This window comes from Oleiphilus sp. HI0043, from assembly GCF_001634935.1.
In genome coordinates this window covers 1-22006 of record NZ_LWEY01001932.1, presented here as the reverse complement: position 1 = coordinate 22006, position 22006 = coordinate 1, and the positions used below count along the sequence as shown (strand labels likewise).

The 22006-nt window shown below is 44.7% G+C and carries 19 protein-coding genes and 4 tRNA genes; 17 read left to right on the top strand and 6 right to left on the bottom strand.

The window, feature by feature from the left end; genetic code table 11:
- Positions 1-253, top strand: a 253-nt coding sequence (locus A3729_RS29935; protein ID WP_156498236.1) for an AAA family ATPase, incomplete at its 5' end; no start/stop codon positions are given.
- Positions 254-669: 416 nt separating this feature from the next.
- On the opposite strand, the gene A3729_RS29930 is transcribed toward A3729_RS29935, so the two are convergent.
- Genes A3729_RS29930 through A3729_RS29920 form a run of 3 tightly spaced genes read right to left on the bottom strand, consistent with a single transcriptional unit; the run spans position 670 to position 3156 of the window.
- On the bottom strand, positions 670-1878 hold the full coding sequence (locus tag A3729_RS29930) for an NAD(P)/FAD-dependent oxidoreductase (protein ID WP_068634576.1): 1209 nt from the start codon (positions 1876-1878) through the stop codon (positions 670-672).
- Between the two features lie 3 nt (positions 1879-1881).
- Complete coding sequence (locus A3729_RS29925; protein ID WP_068510342.1) at positions 1882-2628, bottom strand: UDP-2,3-diacylglucosamine diphosphatase; 747 nt, start codon at positions 2626-2628, stop codon at positions 1882-1884.
- Positions 2629-2637: 9 nt separating this feature from the next.
- A complete protein-coding gene (locus A3729_RS29920) occupies positions 2638-3156 on the bottom strand; it encodes a peptidylprolyl isomerase (RefSeq protein WP_068510343.1) in 519 nt (172 codons plus the stop codon).
- Positions 3157-3377: 221 nt separating this feature from the next.
- On the opposite strand from A3729_RS29920, the gene A3729_RS29915 reads away from it, so the two are divergent.
- From A3729_RS29915 to cysS, 3 genes are all read left to right on the top strand, one after another.
- On the top strand, positions 3378-4703 hold the full coding sequence (locus A3729_RS29915; RefSeq protein ID WP_082865341.1) for a serine hydrolase: 1326 nt from the start codon (positions 3378-3380) through the stop codon (positions 4701-4703).
- Between the two features lie 135 nt (positions 4704-4838).
- A complete protein-coding gene (locus A3729_RS29910; RefSeq protein ID WP_068554097.1) occupies positions 4839-6548 on the top strand; it encodes a glutamine--tRNA ligase/YqeY domain fusion protein in 1710 nt (569 codons plus the stop codon).
- A 24-nt stretch (positions 6549-6572) separates the two neighbouring features.
- Complete coding sequence (gene cysS, locus A3729_RS29905) at positions 6573-7967, top strand: cysteine--tRNA ligase (RefSeq protein ID WP_068554099.1); 1395 nt, start codon at positions 6573-6575, stop codon at positions 7965-7967.
- 353 nt (positions 7968-8320) lie between these two features.
- On the opposite strand, the gene folD is transcribed toward cysS, so the two are convergent.
- On the bottom strand, positions 8321-9175 hold the full coding sequence (gene folD / locus A3729_RS29900; protein WP_068554101.1) for a bifunctional methylenetetrahydrofolate dehydrogenase/methenyltetrahydrofolate cyclohydrolase FolD: 855 nt from the start codon (positions 9173-9175) through the stop codon (positions 8321-8323).
- 228 nt (positions 9176-9403) lie between these two features.
- Between folD and A3729_RS29895 the strand changes: the two genes are divergently transcribed.
- From A3729_RS29895 to A3729_RS29830, 13 genes are all read left to right on the top strand, one after another.
- Positions 9404-9480: transfer RNA gene (locus A3729_RS29895), tRNA-Pro, on the top strand.
- A gap of 59 nt (positions 9481-9539) precedes the next feature.
- A tRNA-Arg gene (locus tag A3729_RS29890) sits at positions 9540-9616 on the top strand.
- 28 nt (positions 9617-9644) lie between these two features.
- Positions 9645-9720: transfer RNA gene (locus A3729_RS29885), tRNA-His, on the top strand.
- A 65-nt stretch (positions 9721-9785) separates the two neighbouring features.
- Positions 9786-9870 (top strand) — tRNA-Leu (locus A3729_RS29880).
- A gap of 386 nt (positions 9871-10256) precedes the next feature.
- Positions 10257-11564: a trigger factor gene (gene tig, locus A3729_RS29875; protein ID WP_068506898.1), complete on the top strand. Its 1308-nt coding sequence runs from the start codon at positions 10257-10259 to the stop codon at positions 11562-11564.
- 217 nt (positions 11565-11781) lie between these two features.
- Positions 11782-12423, top strand: a complete 642-nt coding sequence (gene clpP, locus A3729_RS29870) for an ATP-dependent Clp endopeptidase proteolytic subunit ClpP (protein WP_304438895.1) — start codon at positions 11782-11784, stop codon at positions 12421-12423.
- 149 nt (positions 12424-12572) lie between these two features.
- Positions 12573-13856: an ATP-dependent Clp protease ATP-binding subunit ClpX gene (clpX, locus tag A3729_RS29865; protein ID WP_068506896.1), complete on the top strand. Its 1284-nt coding sequence runs from the start codon at positions 12573-12575 to the stop codon at positions 13854-13856.
- A gap of 243 nt (positions 13857-14099) precedes the next feature.
- On the top strand, positions 14100-16478 hold the full coding sequence (lon, locus tag A3729_RS29860; RefSeq protein WP_068634578.1) for an endopeptidase La: 2379 nt from the start codon (positions 14100-14102) through the stop codon (positions 16476-16478).
- Positions 16479-16743: 265 nt separating this feature from the next.
- A complete protein-coding gene (gene hupB, locus A3729_RS29855) occupies positions 16744-17019 on the top strand; it encodes a nucleoid-associated protein HU-beta (RefSeq protein WP_068506893.1) in 276 nt (91 codons plus the stop codon).
- Between the two features lie 185 nt (positions 17020-17204).
- Positions 17205-17648: a response regulator gene (locus tag A3729_RS29850; RefSeq protein WP_068634577.1), complete on the top strand. Its 444-nt coding sequence runs from the start codon at positions 17205-17207 to the stop codon at positions 17646-17648.
- A gap of 62 nt (positions 17649-17710) precedes the next feature.
- Entirely contained in the window at positions 17711-18178 is a 468-nt protein-coding gene (locus A3729_RS29845) for an EAL domain-containing protein (protein ID WP_068553721.1), read from the top strand.
- A 121-nt stretch (positions 18179-18299) separates the two neighbouring features.
- Entirely contained in the window at positions 18300-18707 is a 408-nt protein-coding gene (locus A3729_RS29835; RefSeq protein ID WP_082865269.1) for a TRAP transporter small permease, read from the top strand.
- The gene (locus tag A3729_RS29830) at positions 18704-20008 is read left to right on the top strand and encodes a TRAP transporter large permease (RefSeq protein WP_068634575.1); all 1305 of its coding nucleotides are present in this window, start codon (positions 18704-18706) and stop codon (positions 20006-20008) included. The genes A3729_RS29835 and A3729_RS29830 overlap by 4 nt, the downstream gene beginning before the upstream one ends.
- 185 nt (positions 20009-20193) lie before the next feature.
- Here A3729_RS29830 and A3729_RS29825 read toward each other — a convergent pair whose 3' ends face one another.
- Together A3729_RS29825 and A3729_RS29820 are read right to left on the bottom strand one after the other, a co-directional pair.
- Positions 20194-21246, bottom strand: a complete 1053-nt coding sequence (locus A3729_RS29825) for a PhoH family protein (RefSeq protein WP_082865270.1) — start codon at positions 21244-21246, stop codon at positions 20194-20196.
- On the bottom strand, positions 21230-22006 hold a 777-nt coding region (locus A3729_RS29820; protein ID WP_156498235.1), incomplete at its 5' end, for a MiaB/RimO family radical SAM methylthiotransferase. The genes A3729_RS29825 and A3729_RS29820, both read right to left, overlap by 17 nt.

The following is a 22006-nucleotide window of genomic DNA, read 5'->3' as shown; positions in this document are numbered from 1 at the left end:
CTATTCACATGCACTTTTTAAGCAGCGCTGTAATATAATAAGCGCTTTCGCTGAACGCCCATACCATCATGTATTTTTATGTGAGCCAGACTTTCCATTGGTCCAAGACGGCACCAGAAAAGATGAAGACTTCAGGTTCTGGCAGCACAGCTGGTATTTAGAAGAGCTAACGAAGTGCAACGTTGCATTTGAAATCTTAGGCGGTTCGTTGGAATCTAGAATGAACCGCGTCATCGAACTCCTGCCGGAGTAGCAGCATGGGCCTATTGTTTGTTGGTTATCTGGAAGCAGTTGTGCAGAAATATCGATTCGCATTTTGGAGTTAAACTCAAGAAATCGTTTGCCTTTAATTTTGAATAAAATGGAGAAGATTGAAGAAGTAAGCAATTTGTACGAGCGTTATATGCAGGAAGAAAATGAGATGCTAAAGGAATTGTTGCGCAAACAGCTATTATCAATGACTGAAACTGCATGCGAATATTCAGGAATGGTCGATGAAATCTTATCGAGAAAGGGAATTGCAAACGTTTAACTAAAAAACGAAGACAAAGCTAAATATTAGCTATTTATATATAAAACAATTGGATATGTGATTTTTCGGCTGAAAGTCCGCCAACTTTTGTCTTCGTTTTATTCAGCATGTCTTCGTTTTAATTCACTCGGTACAAGCTAAACACTCTCACCCGCAGCAACACCAGAAGCCCAGGCCCACTGAAAATTAAATCCGCCTAGCCAGCCAGTGACATCAAGCACTTCACCGATAAAATATAAGCCTGGCTGGGTTTTACACTCCATTGTTTTGGAAGCAATAACATCGGTGTCGACACCGCCCAAGGTGACTTCAGCGGTCCGGTAGCCTTCTGTTCCGGCGGGTTTTAGTGTCCAGTTGTTTAGGTGAGTGGCAATCGATCTAATGGTGCTGTCGGTAAATTCGCCCATCGGTTTTTCTGCTTCAGCTTTCCAAAATAGAGCTTGTAGTTCTAAACAAAAGGCTTTGGAGAAATGTTCAGACAATATATTCCTGAGAAGAGATTTTGGCTTCGATGACTTGAATTCAAGTAGTGTGGCTTCAACATCTAGATCAGGTAACAGGTTGATATGAATAAGGTCGCCTTGCTTCCAATAGTTGGAGCATTGTAGGGCAACAGGGCCGCTAATGCCGCGATGAGTGAACAGCATGTTCTCTCGAAATGTGGTGCCGTTGGTTTCCATTGTCACGTCAACCGCTAACCCTGATAAGCGTTCAGTAAGCGCTTTGGTTTGATCGGTGAAAATGAAAGGGACTAATCCCGCTGAACGTTCTTTGAGAGGCAGGTTAAATTGTTCGGCAATATCGTAGCCAAAGCCGCTTGAACCTAGTGTAGGAATGGATAGGCCACCGGTTGCGATCACCAAGGAACGGCAGGTGAAAACACCGGCGTTAGAGCGAAGTATATAGCGCTGCTCATCACTTTCGTCTAGGGTTTCGATAAACTCCACCTGGCATTTGGTTTTGATCTCGACACCGGCGTCGCTGCACTCATCGAGTAGCATCTTCAGAATATCTTTTGCTGAATTATCGCAGAACAGCTCGCCATGAGAGCGTTCATGATAAGGGATGCTATGTTTATCGACCAGGCCGATGAAGTCCCATTGGGTGTAGCGCGCAAGGGCAGATTTTACAAAGTGAGGGTTGCTGCAAAGATAGTTGCTGGGCTCTACATAGTAGTTGGTAAAGTTGCAGCGGCCGCCGCCAGACATCAATATTTTCTTGCCGACTTTATTGCTGCTGTCGAGAACCAAAACGCGCTTGCCAAGTTGACCGGCTGTTAGTGCGCACATTAAACCTGAGGCACCCCCGCCAATAATAATGGAGTCAAAGTGAGGGTGTTTGCTCATTGTTTATATATTCGGGTTTTGTTCTTCGAGAAGATAGTTTTTAAAGTGATGTTCGCCATCTTGATCGACTTTCAGATACCAAACATGCTTGTCCCAGTCACCTAATACGATTCGTACAGCTGGTAAGCCGTTTGCTTCGACTTCGTGAATCATTGGGCGATGAGTATGCCCGTGTATCATGTGTTGAACCTTATGTGCTTCAAGTTCACGAATCACCTCTTCAGGCGTTACGTCCATGATCTCTGTGCTTTTATCCTGGTTATTCGCTTGGCTCATTGCTCGAAGTTGCTGAGCTGTGATTTTTCGCTCTTCAATCGGGCGCTTTAAGAAGGGAGCCAAGAAAGCGGGGTTACGAATGGTTGCTCTGAATTTCATGTAGCCGGTATCAGCAGTACAGAGGCTATCGCCATGCATAAGCAGTGTTGGTTCGCCTGCTACGTCGATAACACATGGATCATCAAGTAGGGTGGCGCCAGTTTCTTGTGCGAAAACATCGCCTACTAAAAAGTCACGATTACCGTGCATAAAGAAAAGTTGGCAACCTTGCTCACTGAGGGCTTTGAGGCGCTGTTTTACTTCAAGCTGAAGTTCGGTGTTTTCATCGTCACCAATCCAACTTTCGAAGAAATCACCAAGAATATAGAGCTTGTCAGCATCGTTTTGAATAGAGTCGAGGAATAAAAAGAAAGCCCTGATAATATCAGGGCGTGACTCTTCCAGATGCAGATCTGAAATAAAATAAGTGCTCATGACGAGGTCTTATTCACCATCTTCAGCTGCTTCACCTTCAAGAACGCTAGCTTCTTCAATGATCACGTCTTCAACTGGCACGTCTTGGTGGCCAGCTTTAGTCGTGGTCTTAACGCCTTTGATCTTATCGACAACGTCTTGACCTTCAACGACTTCACCAAATACTGCATAACCCCAGCCTTCCATTGTTTCAGCCGTATAGTCTAGGAACGTGTTGTCTTTAACATTGATAAAGAACTGTGCAGACGCTGAGTGAGGGTCCATAGTACGAGCCATGGCAACGGTGTAGTTCTTGTTGCTTAGACCATTGTTTGCTTCGTTCTTGATAGTTTCACGGGTAGTTTTCTGGTTCATGCCTGGCTCAAAACCACCACCTTGAATCATGAAGTTACTGATCACTCGGTGGAAGATAACACCGTTGTAAAAACCTTCTTTAACATACTGCTCGAAGTTTTTAGCAGTCACTGGCGCTTTTTCGAAATCTAACTTAAGTGTGATATCACCGTGGTTGGTTTTTAATAAGATCATGAGTCTTGGCTTTCCTGTTGATAATGTAGAAGAACTTGTTCAGGCGCATTGTATATAAATTGGCTTTGAATCGCTATGGCTTCGGTGATAGTTAAAAAACTGAAAAAATACTCAATTATTAATGACAAAATTGATCTGAGTTATTGCTCTAATTTATTAATCGCTTTATCGTTTAGGCAGAATATAAAAGAATAGGGTGCACAATGAGTAGTGGAATGAATATGAGTACCGATGCAGGGAATATCTTTAAAAAAGCCTCTCTCTATAAAGGGGTACATAAGCAGATTCGACAAAAGGTGAGTCATACCATTGATATGCCCTCGTCGCTTTCTTCTGTGATTACCTCCGATTGTGTTAACGAGGCTGACCCAGAATCAGTTGGTATGACCAGAGAAGGCGTTGAGGCGATTTGGAAATCGGTGGAGGATATTTATAGCACTGCGTTGTACCCAGGCGTTTCAATTAGTATGCGCCGACGAGGAAAAGTAATACTTGATCGTGCGATTGGTCATGCGGTTGGTAATGGTCCTGACGCACAAGAAGGTGATGCTCGTGTTCTTATGCGTCCTAATACTCCTGTCTGTTTGTTTTCCGCTTCTAAGGCAGTTACGGCTTTTTTGATGCACCTGCTTTCTGAAGATAAACTCGTTCATCTGCATGATCCTATTAGCTTCTATGCACCGGAGTTTGGTAAGAATGGCAAAAAGAATGTCACGATTCACGAGGTCTTGTCCCACAGAGCGGGTGTTCCTGGATTACCGAAAGGTGTTCCCCCTGAAGTCTTGTGGGATAACGATGAAATCTGGCGCATCTTGTGTGAGACCAAGCCTCAGTCTTCAAAAGGCAACCGGTTGGCATACCACGCCTTGACGGGTGGCTATATTCTTGAACGTGTGGTTAGGCAGGTTACCGGAAAAAGTATTCAAGACTTCTTGGATGAGCGTGTCAGAAAACCGATGGGCATGAAGTATTTCCGCTATGGTGTGGAAGAGCGCTATGCTGATCGGGTGGCCGATAATCACGCGACAGGCGTTAGGCCTTTCTATCCTATTTCGGCTTTAATTGAGCGGGCATTGGGTGGATCGCTTGATATGGTTGAAAGTGTAACTAATGACCCACGTTTTAAAAAGGCGGTTATTCCTGCTGGCAATATTATGGGAACCGCAGAAGAGATAGGCCGCTTCTTCCAAATGCTGTTGAATAACGGTGTATGGGAAGGCAACCGCGTATGCCACCCAATGACGGTTAAGCGCTTTACTCAGGAATATTCCAGTATCCAATTTGATCAAACACTTATGCTGCCTATGCGCTACAGTGCTGGCTTAATGTTGGGCGGTGAGCCCTTCGGTATGTGGGGTAAACACAGCGCTCAATCATTTGGACATATTGGTTTGATCAATAAACTATGCTGGGCCGACCCGGTGCGTGATGTGTCGGTGTCTTTGTTGACGACAGGGGTTCCGATTGTAGCCAATAACATTCCGACCTTATTTAGGTTTATGAACAAGATTGATAAGCATTGCCCAAAGGGCGCGACAGTGAAATAGCTAAAACGCCACTCTGGAATCAACGGGGTCAGACTCGATTGAATTTCAATCGAGTCTGACCCCGTTGATTACTTTCTATTAGTATCGATTTCTATATAATGTCGGGTTTTATTTTTCGTCGGATTATCACCCAGCATGTCAGAACAAAACACTCCTGAAAAAGACACCGAAGTTAAGCACTTTTTACAGCAGGCTATCGAGCAGGACATTGCCGATAACAAGCATGGCGGCAAGGTTGTTACGCGTTTTCCTCCTGAGCCGAATGGCTTTTTACACATTGGTCACGCTCGTTCTATTTGGTTGAACTTTGGTTTAGCGAAAGAGTATGGCGGTGAGTGTAACCTTCGTTTTGATGACACCAACCCTGAAAAAGAAGAGCAGGCCTATATTGATGCGATTCAGGAAGATGTTAAGTGGTTAGGCTACGACTGGTCGGGTGAGGTGCGTTATGCTTCTAACTACTTCGACAAGTTTTATGACTGGGCTTTGCATCTCATCAATCAAAAATTGGCTTATGTTTGTCACCTTTCCCCTGCCGAAGCCAAAGAGTATCGTGGTTGGGCGACGTCTCCTGGTAAAGAAAGTCCTTATCGAGAGCGTACAGTTGAAGAGAATTTAGCTGAGTTCGAGAAGATGCGTGCCGGTGAGTACGATGAAGGCGCTTGTGTTTTACGCGCCAAGATCGATATGGCCTCACCAAATATGAATTTGCGTGACCCGATTCTTTATCGTATCCGTAAGGCTTCTCATCATCAAACGGGTGATAAGTGGTGTATTTATCCGAGTTATGATTTTGCTCATGGGCAGGAAGATGCCATTGAAGGTGTGACGCACTCAATTTGTACCTTGGAGTTTCAGGCTCACCGGCCTTTATATGAGTGGTTTACGGAAAACCTACCTGTTCCGAGTAAGCCTCGCCAGTACGAATTTGGTCGTTTGAACTTGAACTATACCGTTACCAGTAAACGTAAGCTTAAGAAGTTGGTGGATGACAGTGTCGTTTCAGGTTGGGATGACCCGCGTATGCCAACGGTATCAGGTATGCGTCGTCGTGGCTTTACGCCCACTGCGCTAAAAAGCTTCTGCGATATGATCCCTGTTTCAAGCAAGAACAATAGTGATATTGACGTGGCGATTCTTGAGCGAGCGATTCGTGATGATTTAAACGACAATGCTGCGCGCGCCATGTGTGTGATGAACCCTATTAAGGTGACGATATCTAACATGGCTGATAATAACGCCCAGGGTGCTGACGAATTGCTGAATGCTGCCTGTCACCCTAGTAAGCCGGAGTTAGGGAGTCGCAGTCTGCCATTTACTGAAACACTCTACATCGAGAAGAGTGATTACACTGAAGATCAAACCTTGTCGCGTAAGAAGTTCAAGCGCTTAGTCTTAGGGGATTATGTTCGCTTGCGTGGTGCCTACATTATCAAGGCCGAAGAAAGTGTTAAGAATGAGCAGGGTGAAATTGTTGAAGTGAAAGCTAGCTTGGTTGCTGACTCGGTAGGCAATAATATCGAAGGAATTAAGCCTCGCGGTGTTATTCACTGGGTATCTGCTGAGCAGAGTGTCGAGGCGGAAGTGCGTTTATATGACCGTCTTTTCAATCATGCTAACCCAGATGCGGGTGAAGAAGATTTTATGACGCATGTTAACCCTGAAAGCTTTAGTGTGATTAAGGCTTACCTTGAGCCTGATGCAGCAAAAGCGGAGCCTGAGGCGAATTTCCAATTTGAGCGAGAAGGCTACTTTGTTGCCGATCGATATGACCATAAGCCTAGTGAAGGTAAGGTCGTATTCAATCGCACAATTGGTTTAAAAGATAATTGGGCAAGCAAATAAGTAAGAGTAGATGGAGTAAAGAATATGTCATTGAAAATTTATAATACGCTATCTGCAGAGAAAGAAGTATTTAAGCCGCTTGAAGAAAACAAAGTCAAAATGTATGTCTGTGGGATGACGGTGTATGACTATTGCCATATCGGTCATGCTCGCGTGCTGGTCAGCTTTGACGTGATTACGCGTTACTTGCGCCACTCTGGCTACGACGTTACGTATATCCGAAATATCACCGATGTAGATGACAAGATCTTCGCCCGAGCGGCGGAGAATGGAGAGGCCTACGATGCTTTAACGCAGCGCTTTATCGATGCGATGCATGAGGATGAAGCGGCGTTGTCGGTGAAGTCTCCAGACCAGGAGCCGAGAGCGACGGCGCATATCCAGGAAATTATCGATATGATTCAACGTCTGATCGACAACGAGCATGCTTATGCTGCCGACAATGGCGATGTCTATTATGCGATCGATAAGTTTGAAACCTACGGTAAGCTAAGCAAGCGTAATACCGAAGAGCTGTTGGCGGGTGCGCGTATCGATGTTGAAAAGCATAAGCGTAATCCACTGGATTTTGTTTTGTGGAAAGCGGCAAAAGAAGGCGAGGCTAGCTGGGAATCCCCGTGGGGGAATGGTCGCCCTGGCTGGCATATTGAATGCTCAGCCATGTCGACTTGCTGTTTGGGTGATACCTTTGATATTCATGGGGGCGGGCCAGACTTAAAATTCCCACATCATGAAAATGAAATTGCCCAGTCTGAAGGTGCAACCGGTCAGAAGTATGTGAACTACTGGATGCATGCAGGCGCTGTTCGTGTAAACAAAGAAAAGATGTCTAAATCTTTGGGTAACTTCTTCACCATTCGCGAAGTCTTGGAAAAGTATCCGGCTGAAGTGATTCGTTACTTCCTAGTGTCTAGCCACTATCGTAGTCAGGTTGATTATTCCGAAGATAACCTGGTTGAAGCGCAAGCAACCTTGGATCGTTTATATCAGTCTTTACGTGGTTTGAGCGAGGCAGAGCTAAGTTCTGAAGCGCGCGTTGAGTCTTATCTTGAGCGCTTTAAAACAGCGATGGATGATGACTTTAATACGCCTGAAGCATTGGCCGTGATGTTTGACTTGGTTCGAGAGCTAAATGTTGCACGTACTGATGAAGGTGACAATGTTGCGGCCTTGGCTAGTACGCTTCGTTCTTTAGGTGAAGCTTTGGGTATTCTTCAATTAGACCCTGAAGATTACTTTAAAGGCGCAGCTTCGGCTGATGGTTTATCAAATGATGAGATAGATACTTTAGTTGTGGCAAGAACAGAAGCACGTGCGAATAAAGAGTGGGCGGAGTCTGACCGAATTCGTGATCTGTTGTTAGAGCAGGGCATTACCTTAGATGATAGTAAAGATGGTACCAGCTGGCGCCGCTCTTAATCACTAATAAACTCAATCGTAGGCAGAGGGTTCTACCCCTCGCTAATGCGGTGCTTCATAGAAACTTTGTGCCAGTCCGCCAGCGAGGCACGGAGACATCTGCCTACAAGTGACTGTCGAGATAGCGCGTTTGTAGTTGTAGGCGGCCCGTCTCGGGGCGCAAGTCTTTCCACGGTGTATCAGATAGCCTAGCGGTTTCGTTCGCGCGGCCGGAGGCCCCGCCTACGTGGAGTTTGGTATATATTCTTTTGTAGGCAGAGGGTTCTACCTCTCGCTAATGCGGTGCTTCATAGAAACTTTGTGCCAGTCCGCCAGGGAGGTACGGAGACCTCTTCCTACAGGCTTGCTTCAACTTAGCTATGCAGCTCATTCGCTGCATAAAGCGTATTTTCCATCAGCGTTGCAACTGTCATGGGGCCTACACCGCCAGGAACAGGTGTAATCCAGCCAGCGCGCTCTTGCGCGACATCAAATTCAATATCACCCACCAAGCGGCCATCGTCCAAACGGTTAATACCCACGTCGATAACAATTGCGCCAGGCTTAATCCATTCACCTTTTACTAAGCCAGGTTTGCCGGCGGCAACGACTACGATGTCGGCCTGAGATATCTTCTCGGGCAGGTTTTTGGTGAAGCGGTGAGTGGTCGTGACAGTGCAGCCAGCTAGTAATAGCTCAAGGCCCATCGGTCGACCAACGATATTAGAAGCGCCGACGATAACGGCATCTTTGCCTCTGATTGTTTGTCCTGTTGTTTCCAATAAAGTCATTATGCCTTTTGGGGTGCAGGAGCGGAGTAGGGGCATTCTTTGTGCAAGGCGGCCAATATTAAAAGGGTGGAAGCCATCTACATCTTTATCTGGGCGTATACGTTCTAGTAAAGGATCGCTGTCTAGGTGTTCAGGCAGAGGGAGCTGAACCAGTATGCCGTCGATTGTTTCGTCGGCATTATATTTGTCAATAAGGCTTTCTAGCTCTTCCTGACTTGTTTCAGTAGGAAGTGTCAGCGTTTCGGATTTGAAGCCGACTTGTTCGCAAGAGTTAGTTTTGTTTCGAACGTACACTTCAGATGCTGGGTCAGCACCTACCAATATAACCACAAGCCCGGGAGGGCGCTTACCTTGGGCGACTCTTTCTTTTACGCCTTCGGCCACTTTAGCCTTTACCTCTTGCGAGATTTTCTTTCCATCAATTAGTGCTGCGGTCATGTTTGATCTCTCTAACCCTGAATTTTGAATGGCGGCATTTTCTCATGACCCTTTATGAATAAAAAGCTTATAAATTGCTTTTTTAAAAGAATTTCTAAAATTCGCTTTAAAATTTGTTGACGATCGAAAAAACCGGCTGTATTATTCGCGCCATCTTTGAGAGGCAACGAGGAATGTTCCAGGCAGCAGTGCTTGTGAATAGGAGTTGTTAGCTGATTTAAGTATGATCGGGGTATAGCGCAGTCTGGTAGCGCGCCTGCTTTGGGAGCAGGATGTCGGGAGTTCGAATCTCTCTACCCCGACCATTTTAAAGATCTTGTTTCATGTTGTTTGTGTAATAGGGTTTTTAGAGAAAAGGATTCGAGCGCCCGTAGCTCAGCTGGATAGAGCAACGGCCTTCTAAGCCGTAGGCCATAGGTTCGAATCCTATCGGGCGCGCCATTTATTAAGTGGTAGAAGCCAGGTAATGGTGGGCGTAGCTCAGTTGGTAGAGCTCCGGATTGTGATTCCGGCGGTCGAGGGTTCGAACCCCTTCGTCCACCCCAACTTTTTGCAAATTGTTGATTTACAACGGGTTGCAAGTTGGTTAGAATACGAAAAAATTGACGATGCGAAAGTGGCGGAATTGGTAGACGCGCTAGATTTAGGTTCTAGTGTCTTGCGGCGTGAGAGTTCGAGTCTCTCCTTTCGCACCAAGTCAAATCTTGGTGTTTCTAAAAAAGCAGTATTTTACCGCAATAAAATATCTGCTGTTTGTTCTCTTCCTTGGTTACATTTATATATAACGAATAATCTGAATATAAATCTTTTCTAGTTTATTACGCTTTCCTGTGAATTATTTTGCGTTTTTGATGTTTTTCATCGATTAAGCACTCTTAAGCCGATTAAAGTGCTTGATATATTCAGGTAGTGATCTTAATATTCGCCCCCAATAATTTTAATGGCTGATACACTGTCTAGATCGATTCGATCACTAGACTGTCTTTCAATCATGTATATAGGTGCTTTAAGCGCGCGTACGCAGATTGGTAGTGGTGTTAGGTCTTCGAGCAAACACGTTATATATAATTGAGGAATGTCCATGCAAGTTTCTGTTGAATCCACGTCTTCCATAGAGCGCCGAATGACGATTGGTGTACCTGCTGATCAGATCGAGCGAGAAGTCGAGGAGCGCCTTCAGAAGACGGCTAAAACAGCACGTATCAACGGTTTTAGACCAGGAAAGGTGCCAGTTAAGGTTGTTAAAAAGCGTTATGGACAAGGCGTACGTCAAGAAGTGATTGGCGAAGTAATGCGTAACTCTTACGTTCAAGCGTTGACTCAAGAGAAAGTTAACCCGGTTGGTTATCCTCGTTTTGAGCCTAAGACAGTTGAAGAAGGTAAGGATCTAGAGTTTATTGCGATTTTTGAAGTGTATCCAGAAATCGAATTGGCTGACTTGTCTGGGCTTAAGTTAGAAACGCCAGTTGCTGAAATTAAAGAAAAAGATATCAAGAACATGATTGATACGCTTCGTCGTCAGCATGGCACACTTAAGTCAGTAAAGCGTAAGTCTAAGAAGAAAGACTTGTTGACGCTTGATTACGTTGGTTATATGGATGGTGAAGCGTTCCAGGGCGGCACAGGTAAAGACCAGAAGATCACTTTGGGTGCCGGTCAAATGATTGCTGGCTTTGAAGACGGTCTGATCGGTTCAAAAGCTGGTGAGTCAGTGACTTTAGAGCTGACTTTCCCTGAAGACTATGCGAACGAAGAGTTGGCAGGTAAAGATGTTAAGTTTGAGGTAGACGTTAAAGTTGTTGAAGATACTGTGCTTCCTGAAATGGATGAAGAGTTCTTCGGTAAATACGGCGTAGACTGCAAAACTGAAGAAGACTTCAGAGCAGAAGTAATTAAGAATATGGAACGTGAGCTTGAAAATGCAGTAAGCAATAAGCTGAAGCAGCAAGTTGTTGAAGGCATGTCTGAAGCAAACGATATCGACGTTCCAGCGTCTATGGTTGAAGAAGAAATTAACCGAATGAAGCAAGAGGCCTTGCAGCAGTTTGGTGGTGGTCAGCAGTTAGATGTTTCTCAGTTGCCTTCTGAGCTATTTAAAGATCAAGCGACTCAGCGTGTTAAAACTGGTTTGTTGTTTGCGGCAGTGGTTAAGGAAAACGAAATTACGCCAGATGCTGAAGCAGTTGATGCCAAGATCCAGGAAATTGCCGGTACTTATGAAACGCCAGCTGAGGTTGTAGAGTTCTATAACCAAAAGGAAAACCGCGCGCAGGTTGAAGCAGTTATTGTAGAAGACGCAGTAGTTGAGTTAGTTAAGTCAAAAGCGAAGGGCAAAAAAGTTAAGATGTCCTACGAAGATGCGGTTAAGCCAGCAGCAGCTCAGCAATAAGAAGCTTAAAAAAAAGAAATATTCGGATGAAAATCTGAATCTCTAATTTTTTTCAGCTACACTTTAAACAGCCAGTTAAATACTGGCTGCTTTTAATTTAAAGCGACGAAAAATAAAGACTGCATATTCAATATGACTTGTCGTAGATATCAAAAAAAGATACCTAGGTCGACACATCAATACTTGTAGCAGGCCAAGCAGAGGAAGAAAGATACGTATGAATTTCCAAGACAATATGGGACAAGGCTCAGGCATTATTACTAATAGTGGTCTCGTGCCAATGGTTATAGAGCAAACTGCACGAGGAGAGCGATCTTTCGATATCTATTCGCGTCTACTAAAAGAGCGCGTTATTTTTATGGTTGGTCAGGTTGAAGATCACATGGCTAACCTTGTTGTTGCTCAGCTGTTGTTTTTGGAATCTGAGAATCCTGACAAAGATATTCACCTCTACATCAATTCACCTGGTGGCTCAGTTACTGCGGGTATGTCTATCTATGACACAATGCAGTTTATCAAGCCGGATGTTTCTACGTTATGTATTGGTCAGGCGTGTAGTATGGGCGCATTGTTGTTGACGGGTGGTGCTCAAGGTAAGCGTCATTGTCTTCCTCATTCGCGAATGATGATTCACCAACCTTTAGGTGGTTATCAGGGGCAGGCGACTGATATTGAGATTCATACTAAAGAAATTCTAACGATTCGTGATAAGCTGAATAAAATTATGGCTGAACATACAGGCCGTGATATCGAAGAAGTTGCTCAAGATACAGATCGTGACAATTTTATGGATGGTGCTGAGGCAGTAGAATATGGTTTAATTGACTCAGTGATTGAAAAGCGTCCGTCGGCAGAGTAGTAGTGAGGGGCACTTGCCTGGGAAGATAGAGCTTAAGCTGCTCGAATAGGACTTCTCAGGCGATTAAATGAATATCGCGCAGCGGTAAGAGCCGCTTCATTGCGCGCAGGCGTTCGAAGAGGCGCTTTGTACAGTAAGTAGGAAATCTGATGACCGATGAAAAAAACGGTAAGGGCGGAGATAACGGTAAATTACTTTACTGCTCCTTTTGTGGCAAAAGTCAGCATGAAGTGAGAAAACTGATTGCAGGCCCATCTGTCTTTATCTGTGATGAATGTGTAGACCTCTGTAACGATATTATTCGTGAAGAGGTGCAGGAGACAGCTTCTGAGGAAGCTAGTGATAGACTACCTGTACCGCAAGAAATTAAAGAAACGCTTGACGACTATGTGATTGGGCAGGAGAGAGCTAAAGTAGTTCTTTCTGTTGCTGTTTATAACCATTATAAGCGTCTGAAGTTCGACAATGCTAAGTCTGATATTGAGCTGGGCAAGAGTAATATCTTGCTGATTGGCCCAACGGGTAGTGGTAAAACGCTATTGGCCGAGACGCTAGCGCGCTTATTGAATGTTCCATTTACGATTGCTGATGCAACCACGCTGACAGAAGCCGGTTACGTTGGTGAAGACGTCGAGAACATTATTCAGAAGCTTCTGCAAAAGTGCGATTACGACGTAGAGAAAGCGCAGCGCGGAATTGTTTATATTGATGAAATCGACAAGATTTCTCGTAAGTCTGATAACCCTTCAATTACACGAGATGTGTCAGGTGAAGGTGTGCAACAGGCTTTGCTTAAGTTGATCGAAGGTACGGTTGCTTCGGTTCCTCCTCAGGGTGGACGTAAGCATCCTCAGCAAGAATTCTTGCAGGTTGATACAACTAATATGCTGTTTATCTGTGGCGGTGCCTTTGCAGGCCTGGATAAGGTTATTGCTGATCGTTCTGAGAAGAGTGGAATTGGCTTTGGTGCATCGGTTAAGAGTAAGGATGCAGAGCGTAAGGTTGGTGAGACGCTAAAAGAAGTCGAAACCGAAGACTTGGTTAAGTATGGTTTGATTCCTGAGTTTGTTGGTCGTTTGCCGGTGATTGCAACGCTAAACGAGCTTGATGAAGCTGCGTTAATGCAAATTTTGACAGAGCCTAAGAACTCGCTCTCTAAGCAATATCAAAAGCTTTTTGAAATGGAAGGCGTTGAAATTGATTTTAGGGAAGAGGCGCTTCGTGCTGTTGCCAATAAGGCAATGGAAAGAAAGACTGGTGCTCGTGGCTTAAGGTCGATTTTGGAGAATGTTTTACTCGATACTATGTATCACATTCCATCCGAGTCGGGCATAAGCAAGGTTGTTATTGATGAAAATACCATCAATGGTGAGTCTGAACCGATCAAGATCTACGATAATGGTGAACAGGCAAAAGCCTTGCCTGACAGCTAAGTTCGACTAAAATCGATAAAACCATGTCCATGAAGGTGGGCATGGTTTTTTTTTACCTGGCTGATATGGAAAAGTTCTAATATTCTCGCCCGGTTTGTCTTGTATTTAAAAAATATAGCCCCACTTATGAGTCAAAGCATCTATTTGTGATTGAGGAATTGTATGTCTGATCAAGATAAAAGCACGGAATCAGAAAGCGTTGAAAAAGATATCGTGATAACTGCGCCGGAAGGCCATATCCCCATGTTGCCCTTGAGGGATGTCGTTGTCTTTCCGCATATGGTGATTCCTCTTTTCGTTGGTAGAGAAAAGTCTATTATGGCGCTTGAAGCGGCCATGGCTTCTGACAAGAAGCTTCTCTTACTCACACAAAAAACTGCCATCGAAGACGATCCGTCAATCGATGAATTATATTCCGTTGGTACGGTTGCAAATATATTGCAAATGTTAAAGCTGCCCGATGGTACGGTTAAAGTGCTGATCGAAGGTGAGTACCGAGTCAGTGTTGATCGGGTTGCTTCAGAAGAGTTCTTGTCAGCAAAAACGAGTGAGCTGGAAGAGTCTCACCCAGAGCAGTCTGAGTTTCAGGGGCTTGTGCAAACCTTAATGTCTCAGTTTGAAAAGCTGAGTAAGGTGAGTAAAAAAATTCCTGCTGAAATCGTCTCGTCGTTAACGAATATTTCTGACCCTATTAGGTTGATCGATACCGTTGCTGCTCATTTGGAACTCAAAATAGCCGATAAGCAGGATGTTCTGGAAGAGTTGAATGTCGGGCAGCGTGCAGAAATGTTGTTAGCTGTTATCGAAGGCGAGCTTGATCTGATTCAGGTCGAGAAGCGCATTCGTGGTCGTGTTAAGAAGCAAATGGAAAAGAGTCAGCGCGAGTACTACCTGAATGAGCAAATGAAAGCTATCCAGAAAGAAATGGGAGCGATCAACGAAGGTGGTAACGAGTTCGAAGAGCTGGAAAACAAAATTCAAACGGTTGGCATGAGTGCAGAGGCCAAGAAGAAGGCTGAAGCAGAGCTTAAGAAGTTGAAGATGATGTCACCGATGTCTTCAGAGGCATCAGTTGTGCGAGGCTATGTTGAGTGGCTTGTAAATCTTCCCTGGAAGAAGAAAAGTAAAGTTCGACACGATATCGTTAAGGCAAGAGAAATTCTTGATGCAGACCACTATGGCCTAGAAGAGGTCAAAGACCGCATTATCGAATATTTAGCGGTACAGAGCCGGGTTAAGAAGCTTAAAGGGCCGGTATTGTGCTTGGTTGGGCCTCCTGGTGTAGGTAAAACCTCCTTGGGGCAATCTATTGCGAAGGCAACAAACCGAAAATATACCCGTGTTGCACTGGGTGGTGTGCGTGATGAAGCAGAGATTCGTGGTCATCGCCGAACTTATATCGGTTCAATGCCAGGTAAACTGATTCAGAAGCTTTCTAAAGTCGAAGTGAAGAACCCGCTGTTCTTGTTTGATGAAATCGATAAATTGGGTGCTGATCATCGTGGTGACCCGGCTTCGGCTTTGCTTGAGGTGTTAGATCCAGAACAAAATCATACCTTTAATGATCACTATCTAGAAGTAGATTATGATTTGTCCGATGTTATGTTTGTCTGTACCTCAAACTCAATGAACATCCCTCCGGCCTTGCTTGATCGTATGGAGGTTATCCGTATTCCGGGTTACACCGAAGATGAAAAGATCAATATCGCGCAAAAATACCTGATCCCGAAACAGATCAAAGATAATGGCCTGAAAAAAGGTGAGCTCGCTATTGCCGAAGATGCAATAAGAGATGTGATTCGTTATTACACCAAAGNNGNNGTTCGAGGGCTGGAGCGAGAGCTTGCTAAAGTTTGTCGCAAGGTAGTGAAGGAAATTCTAGAGTCTAAAGAGGCTATTGAGATTACCGTAGATAGCAAAAATATCGATCAGTACTTAGGTGTGCGCAAATTTAGTTACGGCATGGCTGATGAAAAGGACCGGGTAGGGCAGGTTACTGGTCTGGCATGGACGCAGGTTGGCGGCGAGTTGTTGTCAATTGAATGTAGTACTGTGCCGGGTAAAGGTAAGGTTGTTCGGACGGGGTCTTTGGGTGATGTAATGCTGGAGTCAATACAAGCTGCTATGACTGTTGTAAGAAGTCGAGCTGGCGGCTTTTATATCGATGACAACTTTCATGAAAAGCATGATATTCATGTCCATGTTCCTGAAGGTGCGACGCCAAAAGATGGGCCGAGTGCGGGTATCGCAATGTGCACGGCAATGGTTTCCTCATTTACTGGCATTCCAGTTCGTGCAGACGTTGCGATGACAGGTGAAATAACCTTGCGTGGTCAGGTCCTTGCTATTGGTGGCTTGAAAGAAAAGTTATTAGCGGCACATAGAGGTGGAATAAAACTAGTTCTAATTCCTCAAGAAAATGAAAAAGACTTGAAGGAAATTCCGGATAATATTAAAGCAGACCTCGAAATTGTACCGGTTAAGTGGATTGACGAAGTTTTAGAGCGCGCTTTGGCGTATTCTCCCGAAAGTGATGAACACAAGGAAAAAATGCTGCAAAAGTCCGAAAAAGAAGGTTCAGAGGTGAAAGATGAGGCTTCTGAGAGAATAAATACACATTAGGCGCTCAGGCTGCTTGACAGGGCTTTCGCTCAGTTGGTATAAAACAGTCTGACGTCAGGCAGCAGTAATTTAGGGGGCTCCGACCTGTCATGTGATATTTGTTAGTTGTCTTTTTGAGTATCAAAGATACAATTGACGAATGTTTTTAAAAGTGTAAGATTTCTAAGAATCAAAAAGCACATCATTATAAATTATATACAGAGATTACCTTGCAGCATTCTGCGAAAGTCTCGTATGTTTACAGTTATCTCAAAAGGGGTTTAGTGTGAATAAGTCTGAACTAATTGATGCAATTGCAGAATCTGCAGACATTTCTAAAGCAGCCGCTGGTCGTGCTATCGACGCGGTTGTAGAATCAGTTACAAATGCACTTAAAGAAGGTGATCAGGTAACGTTGATTGGTTTTGGTACCTTCTCTGTGAAAGATCGTGCAGCAAGAACTGGTCGTAACCCACAGACTGGTGCAGAAATTCAAATCGCTGCTGCCAAGATTCCTAGCTTTAAAGCTGGTAAAGGCCTAAAGGATGCAGTAAACGGCTAGTAAGCTGTTTGTTGAATCGGCTTACTTTAGTAAGTTAGAAAAAAGCCGCTCTTAGCGGCTTTTTTTGTGCCTGTAATTCGTGAATTGCTAAGTGAGTCGGAATGATTTGGGGTGTTTTGACAGTACCTGGCATAAATCTAATATGGGGCTAAACTTAAAGGATAAGCAAAAGGAGGATGTTCGCTTTGAGTACGGCAAAGATATTGTTAGTAGAAGATAATGCAGGTGAAGAAGAGTTGGCTTTGTTTGCGCTTAAAAAAGCGGGCGTAGAGCAGAAAGATGTTGTCATTGTTAGGGATGGGCAAGAGGCGATTGATTACCTGTGTGGAAAGCGGCAGTACGCTGGCCAGCAGTTCGACCCTGAGATAAGGGTGGTTTTCCTCGATTTGAATTTGCCAAAAGTTCATGGTCTGGATGTGTTGAAAGAGCTTCGTCACAACCCGGACACTCAATGCCTACCTGTTGTCATCCTAACCTCCTCCGATGAAGAGAGAGATGTTCAGGAAAGTTATCGGGCCGGCGCAAACAGCTATATTCAAAAGTCTTTTGATATAAATGAATTTAAAGACAATATCTCAGCACTTCGGAATTATTGGTTAGACATTAACCTTTCTCCGGTATCAAGGTAGCTATATGCATTTAGTGGAAGGTAAGATTATACGAATATTAATCGTCGATGACTCCGAAGACGATGTCAGGTTCAACCTTGAGTGATCAGTCATTTTTTGATGATATCAAGATCTGGCAAAAAGAATATGACCTGCTGCCTCAGAGAATTTGTTTTGAAATTACAGAAACCTCTGCAATCGATAACCTGGTTGATGCGGTAGAGTTTATTAATGAAATTAGAGGGCTAGGCTTTAAGTTTGCGCTAGATGATTTTGGTGTTGGTTTGAGCTCTTTTTCTTATCTTAAAACGATTCCTGTCGACTTCCTGAAGATTGATGGGAGCTTTGTTAAGAATATGTTGAGCGACAGTATTGATAGAGGGATTGTGGAGTCGTGCAATATGATAGCGCACGCAGCGGGTCTAGAGACGATCGCAGAGTTTGTTGAGGATGATGCGACTTGCGAAGCGCTAAGAGAAATTGGAATAGACTTTGCTCAAGGATTTGGCATCGTGATGCCTGGCCCCTTACCTGATCAAGAGTCAAGCTAATAAGCGTGAACCCTCCGTCGCTTCCATTCTATGCTTGACCAAATCTTAAAAAAACTCGTTAATTTCTTAAACGGTCTTAACACCTTGTTTGTTCTGCCGTCACTGGTCTTACTTGTAATTAGTGACGTTATTTTGCGTTCATTATTTTCCTCTCCCATTGCTTGGGCTCACGAATTGTCGGGTTTGCTGCTACTCAGCATGTTCTTTATTAGCGATTCCAAAGTGTATAGAGGGCCATGAATTATTGAGTGTTGACCTGCTTTACCAAGCCTTGTCGGCTTCTAAGCAACGCTCCCTAAAATGCGCTTCATATGTTTTCTTGGTTTTGTTCTCGCTACTTGTCGTTTGGCAGGCGGTGTTGGGCGCGATAGATAGCTATACCTATGAAGATCAAGCTTATACTATCGACATACCTTATTGGCCTTTCTATGCCTTGATGGCTTTTATCGGGCTTGTGACAACGCTTCAATCATTGAGTTTGCTATGGGCTAGTCTAGATTCAAGTCAAACCAAAGAGGGGCATTCGTGAACCCTGAAAGTGTTGGCCTGTTGGCCATGGCCTGCTTGCTTATATTAATCGCTCTACGTGTACCGATTGCTATCGCTTTGATAGCGGTAGGGCTGCTTGGAAATGTCTACCTTCAGAGCTTTGAGTCGGCTATCGTTCAGTTTCAGTTGGTTAGTTGGGAAGTCGCCAGTAACTTTGTATTGGTGACCTTACCTATATTTGTTTGGATGGGAGCTTTAGCTCAAACAACGGGCTTGGGTAAAGATCTTTTCTATTGCTTTAACCGCTGGTTCGGGCGAATTCCCGGTGGCTTGGCGATCACATCTATCAGCTGCTCAGCAACCTTTGGTGCGGTCACAGGCTCTAGTGTTGCAACAGTCACAGCAATGGGCAAAATGCTGATGCCAGAGATGCGTCGTTACGGCTATAACCAAAGGCTTGCGACTGGCTCAATCGCAGCAGCCGGTGTGCTCGCCATTCTTATTCCTCCGAGTATCCCTTTGGTCTTTTACGCGGCCTGGACGGAAACCTCGCTAGGCGACCTGTTTATAGCGGGTATTATTCCGGGAATTCTATTAGCTTTGATGTTTGGTCTATATGTCATGATTCGCTGTAAGCTCAAGCCCGAACTGGCACCCGGTGGTGAGCATTACTCGGTGGCAGAGCGGATCAAGGCGCTACCAAAACTCCTGCCGGCATTGTCACTAATGCTTATTGTTTTGGGTGGTATTTACGGAGGCTATGCAACGCCAACAGAGGCCGCGGGTATTGGTTTGGCTTGGGTATTCGTTATTGCCTTATTTCGCGGACGCTTAAGTGCAATGATTCTGAAAGAAAGTTTGGGCCAAAGCGTTTCGCTGAGCGGCAACATCTTTTTGTTATTCTTAGGAGGCGTATTCTTTAGCCGCTTCATGGCGCAGACTGACGTGACTCAGTTCTTGATAGAATCCATCGCCGGGTGGAGTGATTCGTCCTTCTTGATAATGTTAGCGCTATTGCTCTTGTATCTGGTGCTCGGGGCTGTATTAGACACCTTTGGGATGATTATCCTCACCTTGCCTTTTGTCTTCCCTTTGGTGACCTCTTTAGGATATGACCCGGTCTGGTTTGGTATTTTTATCGTTATGATGATTGAGCTATCGCTGATTACGCCGCCAATCGGTATCAATGTATTTGTAATGCAGCGCGTTGCTCCGGATATACCCTTAACAACTGTATTTAAGGGTGCCTTACCATTTGTAGTAATAAGTTTGGTTATGGTACTACTACTGCTGATCTTCCCTGAAATAGCTTTGTGGTTGCCCGGGCAAATGAAAGATTAGAGTTTCTCTACTCTTGGTGTCCTCTGTGGTTCATCGGTTTATCACTTCAAGATCAAAACATAAAACACGGTTCACCACAGAGGTCACAGAGAGGCCTGCGGCCTACACCGAGAAAAGATAAAAAGGTTTTTAGGGTGTCTTAATCCCTTCCTCTGTGCAGCGAAGCGCTCGGTGTCCTCTGTGGTTTAAGCCTTTCCCTGCGTATCGTGCTTGTTATAAGCCTCTACAATTCGTTGAACAATAGGGTGTCTGACAACATCAGATGGGCGGAAGTGGATGCTGCTGATGCCTTTTACTCCATTCAAAACGCGCTGAGCCTGAGCTAAGCCCGACATCGCGTGTTTAGGTAGGTCGGTTTGGGTTAGGTCACCCGTAATAACGGCTGTTGAGCCAAAACCAATTCGGGTCAGGAACATCTTCATTTGTTCGGGCGTGGTGTTCTGGCTTTCGTCCAAAATAATAAAAGCATTATTAAGTGTTCGGCCGCGCATAAAGGCGAGTGGTGCGACTTCTATGATGTTCTTATCCATGAGCTTGGCGACTTGGTCGAAGCCTAGCATTTCATATAGCGCGTCATAGAGAGGGCGCAAGTAAGGGTCAACTTTCTGAGCCAGGTCGCCAGGCAGAAAGCCAAGCTTTTCTCCTGCTTCAACTGCGGGCCGAACGAGCAGAATGCGCTTAACTTCTTCGTTATTTAGCGCTTCTACAGCACAAGCAACAGCAAGGTAGGTTTTGCCAGTACCAGCAGGGCCTAAGCCAAAATTAATATCATGCTGCTTAATGTTAGCAACATATTGGCACTGGTTCTCGCCGCGAGGTTTAACTTGGCTTCGAGGTGTTTTGATTAGTCGAGCTTCTTCTGATAGCTCGCTCGAAATAGCATCAACGCCAAACTCCTGAACAAAGAGGTGAACCATTTCAAGGCTAATGCTCGAATTATCCTCGGTCTCTCGATATAGGTGTCTGATTATCTCTAGCGCCGCTTGGGATGCTTCAGCTTTTTCGCCACGTATTTTGAAAACAGCGCCCCGATAGCTGATCTTAACATCTAGACGCATTTCTAGGTGTTTGATGTTTTCATCAAATTGGCCGCACAAACAGGCGAGGCGGTCATTATCAAAAGGCGTCAGTGCAACTTCTTTGATGGTGATGGAGCCAGTGCTCGTTGTTTTGACTTTATCGTCAGGCTGCTTGTCTTGCCGTCTGGCTAACTTTTCTTTTTTAGTAGTCTTGCTCATCGACTCTTTCACCACGTAATGAATTTGCGTAAGCATCGGTAATCTTCACGTCGATAAAGCGCCCGATCAAGGCACTATCTGAGCGGTCTTGCTTCGCTTTGAAGTTCACAACACGGTTATTTTCGGTTCGGCCTTGGAGCTCCCCGGGGTCTTTCTTAGAAAAACCTGTGACCAGAATTCGTTCGGTATTACCGACCATTTTTCGGCTAATATCTTGAGCTTGTTGAAGAATGCGCTGCTGCAGAATTTGCAGTCGTTGTTTTTTAACTTCTTCGCTTGTTTCATCAGGTAAATCTGCTGCTGGTGTACCCGGGCGCGCGCTATAGATAAAACTAAAAGAAGCGTCAAAGCCAACGTCATTGATCAGCTTCATGGTGTCTTCAAAGTCTTTCTCGGTTTCGCCAGGGAAGCCAATGATAAAGTCTGAAGAGATACTAATATCAGGGCGGTGCTTACGTATACGGCGAATTTTAGATTTGTACTCTAATGCCATATGGCCGCGCTTCATCGCATTCAATATTCTGTCTGAGCCGCTTTGAACAGGTAGGTGAAGGTGGCTTACCAGCTCAGGAGTATCGGCATAAACGTCGATAAGTGAGTCACTGAACTCAACCGGATGCGACGTTGTAAAACGAATTCGGTCAATGCCTTCAATGGCTGCGGTTAGTGTGATTAACTCAGCAAGATCCATCATGTCGCCATCGTGTGTTTCACCTTGGTAGGCGTTAACGTTTTGGCCGAGTAAGTTTATTTCACGCAC

Coding starts and splice junctions, on each gene's coding strand:
- A3729_RS29930 (WP_068634576.1), bottom strand. CDS start 1,878: ATGAGCAAACACCCTCACTTTGACTCCATTATTATTGGCGGGGGTGCC.
- A3729_RS29925 (WP_068510342.1), bottom strand. CDS start 2,628: ATGAGCACTTATTTTATTTCAGATCTGCATCTGGAAGAGTCACGCCCT.
- A3729_RS29920 (WP_068510343.1), bottom strand. CDS start 3,156: ATGATCTTATTAAAAACCAACCACGGTGATATCACACTTAAGTTAGAT.
- A3729_RS29915 (WP_082865341.1), top strand. CDS start 3,378: ATGAGTACCGATGCAGGGAATATCTTTAAAAAAGCCTCTCTCTATAAA.
- A3729_RS29910 (WP_068554097.1), top strand. CDS start 4,839: ATGTCAGAACAAAACACTCCTGAAAAAGACACCGAAGTTAAGCACTTT.
- cysS (WP_068554099.1), top strand. CDS start 6,573: ATGTCATTGAAAATTTATAATACGCTATCTGCAGAGAAAGAAGTATTT.
- folD (WP_068554101.1), bottom strand. CDS start 9,175: ATGACCGCAGCACTAATTGATGGAAAGAAAATCTCGCAAGAGGTAAAG.
- tig (WP_068506898.1), top strand. CDS start 10,257: ATGCAAGTTTCTGTTGAATCCACGTCTTCCATAGAGCGCCGAATGACG.
- clpP (WP_304438895.1), top strand. CDS start 11,782: ATGAATTTCCAAGACAATATGGGACAAGGCTCAGGCATTATTACTAAT.
- clpX (WP_068506896.1), top strand. CDS start 12,573: ATGACCGATGAAAAAAACGGTAAGGGCGGAGATAACGGTAAATTACTT.
- A3729_RS29845 (WP_068553721.1), top strand. CDS start 17,711: ATGTCAGGTTCAACCTTGAGTGATCAGTCATTTTTTGATGATATCAAG.
- A3729_RS29825 (WP_082865270.1), bottom strand. CDS start 21,246: ATGAGCAAGACTACTAAAAAAGAAAAGTTAGCCAGACGGCAAGACAAG.